Below are 584 nucleotides of genomic sequence, written 5' to 3' on the forward strand. Positions count from 1 at the left end.
AGTTCTCTCAAGCGCCTTGGTATTCTCTACCCGACCACCTGTGTCGGTTTGGGGTACGATGACTTGTAATCTGAAGCTTAGAGGCTTTTCCTGGAAGCAGGGCATCAATGGCTTCCGCACCGTGGTGCGTTCGTCTCGTGTCTCAGCGTTGTGTCTGCGGATTTGCCTACAAACACCACCTACGCACTTTCACCAGGACAACCGTCGCCTGGCCCACCTAGCCTTCTCCGTCCCCCCATCGCAATTACAAGTCGTGCAGGAATATTAACCTGCTTCCCATCGATTACGCCTTTCGGCCTCACCTTAGGGGTCGACTCACCCTGCCCCGATTAACGTTGGACAGGAACCCTTGGTCTTCCGGCGAGGAGGCTTTTCACCCCCTTTATCGTTACTTACGTCAGCATTCGCACTTCTGATATCTCCAGCATGCCTCTCGACACACCTTCGCAGACTTACAGAACGCTCCCCTACCACTCACGCTTAGCGTGAATCCGCGGCTTCGGTGCCTGGTTTGAGCCCCGTTACATCTTCCGCGCAGGCCGACTCGACTAGTGAGCTATTACGCTTTCTTTAAATGATGGCTG

The 584-nt window shown here is 54.5% G+C and carries 1 rRNA gene; it reads right to left on the reverse strand.

What is annotated here, in order from left to right:
* Nucleotides 1-584, reverse strand: a 23S ribosomal RNA gene (locus tag J9889_RS23920); the annotation flags it as partial.

This window comes from Aeromonas sp. PrichA-15 (assembly GCF_017939245.1).
Taxonomy (GTDB): Bacteria; Pseudomonadota; Gammaproteobacteria; order Enterobacterales; family Aeromonadaceae; genus Aeromonas; species Aeromonas caviae.